Genomic DNA, 3,841 nt, shown 5'->3' with positions numbered 1-3,841 from the left:
ACATTGCCGAGTGGTACCAGTCTTACCACCCGCATGACGGCATAGACTATAAGAACTTAATTAATCGTTTTGTTTCTGGCAATGATTTGGATTATCAAGATCCCCGTTATTAACGTTAAGCGATATCAGAACAAAAGCGAGCAAGATAATTGTTCAGTTTTAATACACTTAGCCTATCTAGTTTTATTCAGATAGGCTTTTTTATGTCTAAAACATTTAGCCACTCCCAGCTTTATAATTATTGTCACGAGTTATTTCGAGAAAAGCTTTCTGCCCTTGATAAAAATGGAATACATCCAGCGATACTTCAGGCTAAAAGCAATAAGCTCTTTTATTGGTACCCGCCAACCAATGCGTCGCTTTTAAAAATCATAAACGATGACAAATTGCTGTCTGATAAAGGTTGGGTACCTGGTTTTTATAACTCGCCATTTATCATTTGGTATAGGAATAGTAGCAGTATTCAATGCATTCCTGTTGACCTAAAAACAGCTAGCATGGTGAAAAGTGGCAGTCTTAATACTGATATTCCTTTCGGTTATCGATGGGTGAGGGTTGTGTCAGATAAACAAAAAAATGAGCCGATTTATGTCACAGCCGACCCAGTCGTGGCCTCTCTCATGATTGATAGAGGTTATTTGGTCGTTGCAATGGGTGGAGATTTTGTACCCCATGCCCACGAAAAACACCTTGTGGCCCTCAATAAGCCACTTATTTATCTCAACAACAAGCAAAAAAAAGATGCGGCCTTTAAGTTCGTGACAACGCTGCAACATTACAATTGCGAGATAAGCGTAGTGTTAGTCGACGACGTCAAATTACTGCTGTGTTTGGGGGATGATGATTTTAAGCAGCGAATAAAATCTAACGAAATAGAAGGTTGTGACTTTGTCGTGAACCGGATAATGACTAAACGCCGAAATACTGAAGGAATGTCCATACACGAAGAAATAAGCCGTTTAGTAAGCCAATCCACTGACAAATATCAGCAACGGTATAAAGGATTGTTTCAACACCAAACAATAAATGCTGAACACATTAATTATGCAAACGCTTGTTACTTAATGAGTGAGTTGATAAACGCGAAGATGTCTGTCACTGAGGCGTCTGAAGTCGTAAAACGAAGATATCAAATTAATATAAACATTACTCCTGCTGGTGGTATTTAAACCTAAGAAAATTATGCGTAAATATAAAAACTGAAGTAAGTAACTCTATAAAGTCAAAGTGTTTTCTAGGTAGGTTCACTGTGTCGCCGGTAAGCACAAACCTTTCCCCTGCGCTATGCCCATTAACAACCGCTTTCACCAGTAAGTTTTACACCCCTCGAGAACGAACATAAACAATTGTTTTATATGAAATTTTCAAAAAATGGCGCATTTTAAAATCCTTATACACTAGTAATACAACGATTTCGTTGTGATTAACGTGTAATCCATTTTGCACACCTCTAAAAGCCAAGTTTGTTTTGCGTTGTTTTGGCAGTTAAATATTTTACTTTTAAGGAATGGTATGAAGATATTACTCAAAGGCCTCTTAGCAACATTAGCATTCAATGTAGTTGCTGAACCGATCGAATATGTCATAACAGGTGAAACTTCGACTGGTGAAACTATAATTAAAGTTAATTTTGATAACCAAGATCCTGCATTGGTTGAATCGTCGCCGAATTCTTTTGCAGTGCCTAACGGGTCGGCCACGGTTACAGTAAACGGGAATAGTTATGAATTCTCTAATCTTAATTTGCATTTCGTGCAGGGAGCCGATTGGACAGGCTTTACGCTACAAGCTCAAGCAAATGATGGTGCCAGTTTTGAATTTAATTCAGGTTCTCACGGGTACTCTCTACTAAACGCTGTACCGTCATCATTCTCCGCGGTTGATGTTGAATTAGATGGGGGCTGGATGTATACGGGAAGCCCTGAACCTGAATTATCGACTTCTTTCCTGCCACATGTACCAATTAGCTTTTCGTCAAAATACATTGATGATTCAGGGGCAGACGACAACGCATCGACATTGACCTTGAAAGGCCGTTCAGAAACTAATGGCGAACCGGTAGAAGTGAGTATAGCGTTTGATGCATCATCACCTAATTTCGCTGTGACCTCCCAATACGGCGCAACTACATATGACATGCCAGATGCTGAAATCAACGTCATCAAAAACGATTTTAGCTTCTCTTTAACCGGTGTTTCTTTGACTATCTATGAAGCCTGGGGGGATTTTTACATTACTGCATACGATGGCGCCAGTGGAGATATAGTGATTCAGGGGCAAGCTCAGGACATTACAGATATGGATCTCACTGAAAGCCACGTAGTCGAAAGTGTGGTTGACAATGTTCAAATTACAGCCAACCAATATACTGCGCCTTATTTCTATATAAACGAGACTATTAGAAACCTCCCTCACTTAAGCGAACCACCAACATTAACACTTGCTGCTGGTAGCGATGAGATATGTAATGTCAATGAGAAAATCGAGTACTCAATTAGTACGCAAAACCAATTTGGTCCGTTGAACGTCACACTTACCTATGCAGAAGATGACCTCATTGAGATCAGGGAACAAACATCTCGGTATCAATATTCGTCGTCCAACGCAGTTGTTGAGATTATTAACGGGCCGGTATTAATGACCACAGTTGGAGCCTATCTGAATTACAGACCTATAACGCCTATGGCGCAAGATGATGGGGCATTATCTTTTGAAACTATGCAAAAAGCAGGTGATTTTCTTGAACAGTTTAGGTTCGATGCTATTCAATCAATGGGCCTACACTTTGCGCCAGATAACAAAAATGTAGCAAATGCTAATTTCGACGCAGTGTACAGCCTGCTAAGTACTGAAATGCATTGGTTCGAATCAGGGAAGTTATATGGCGCCTCTGTCGATAAGAAACTAACCCCGACATCGTGTGACTAGCTTAAAACACTCTACACCCTTAAAGCCACTTTATTTAAGTGGCTTTTTTAATATTAAGCTTCGAATAATTCTTTCTGATGGCCCAAGTTCATTGCCAAGCGAGACTAGGCTACAAAACTTTTTATAGCTTATACAACTCGCAATTTAGAAAGCAAACCAGTATTTCCTAAAGGCTCTGGAGTGTCGCCTAAGACATAAGTTTTGACAGGCCCTATGATTTCACTTAGAAGCATAGATGTTGGTAGACTCTCAACTATGGTTATGTTTTCAGAAAATTGTATCGGAACAACTAAAGGGTGGCATTGATAAATTGAATCTGGATATTCATTTGCTTCCTGCAAATATTGCTCTTCAATAAGACAAACTTGGACACTTCCGGTACCTTCAGATCGGAGATAACGCTCTACATGATAAAACGCACCTTTCAAATTGTCTGTAAAGTACCATGACGGTTGTTCTTCATTGGTCACATTCTCCCCGGTCCCAACGTAAACAGGGTCAAACTGTGTAAAAGACTCCCTAGAACCGTTAAAAAGTAATTTCATTCATCAACTCTCGTTTTATTCTTATTTTCGTTACCCTCTTTACAAGAAAGGAAGTAATAAAATGTAATTGCCAGAGGTTTTAACACGCTAAAACGTAGTCATTATGAACCTCAAACTCTGCTTCCATGGTATCGCAAATTTTCTAGTCATTACAGTGAGTAGTGTTGGTTTCAGTGTTATCAATAACACCAGTTATATCACCTAGTGTGTATTTGGTTTGTAGGAAAAATAATTATCAAAGTGACGTCTTCTTTTAATTTTTTTAACCAAAAATTTAGTGAAATGTTCAAAAAACTAATACACATAAAAGGAGATAAATTTAAGTTACGGGGTGTCAAATGTTGACTGGTTTTAAGCAACAAGAAGAC

The 3,841-nt window shown here is 38.9% G+C and carries 3 protein-coding genes; 2 read left to right on the top strand and 1 reads right to left on the bottom strand.

The annotated features are described in order from the left end of the window. The first annotated feature begins 203 nt into the window (after nucleotides 1-203). Together BIZ39_RS20690 and BIZ39_RS20685 are read left to right on the top strand one after the other, a co-directional pair. Nucleotides 204-1,169: a hypothetical protein gene (locus tag BIZ39_RS20690; RefSeq protein ID WP_187447945.1), complete on the top strand. Its 966-nt coding sequence runs from the start codon at nucleotides 204-206 to the stop codon at nucleotides 1,167-1,169. A 343-nt stretch (nucleotides 1,170-1,512) separates the two neighbouring features. Beyond that, nucleotides 1,513-2,928 (top strand): hypothetical protein, encoded by a 1,416-nt coding sequence (locus BIZ39_RS20685; RefSeq protein ID WP_187447944.1) that lies wholly within the window; start codon nucleotides 1,513-1,515, stop codon nucleotides 2,926-2,928. 128 nt (nucleotides 2,929-3,056) lie between these two features. Here BIZ39_RS20685 and BIZ39_RS20680 read toward each other — a convergent pair whose 3' ends face one another. Next, nucleotides 3,057-3,473: a hypothetical protein gene (locus BIZ39_RS20680; protein WP_187447943.1), complete on the bottom strand. Its 417-nt coding sequence runs from the start codon at nucleotides 3,471-3,473 to the stop codon at nucleotides 3,057-3,059. Nucleotides 3,474-3,841: the final 368 nt, after the last annotated feature.

This window comes from Alteromonas sp. BZK5 (assembly GCF_014349115.1).
Classification (GTDB): Bacteria; Pseudomonadota; Gammaproteobacteria; order Enterobacterales; family Alteromonadaceae; genus Alteromonas; species Alteromonas macleodii.
The sequence above is the reverse complement of the archived record's forward strand: the minus strand, read 5'-3'. Positions and strand labels throughout refer to the sequence as shown.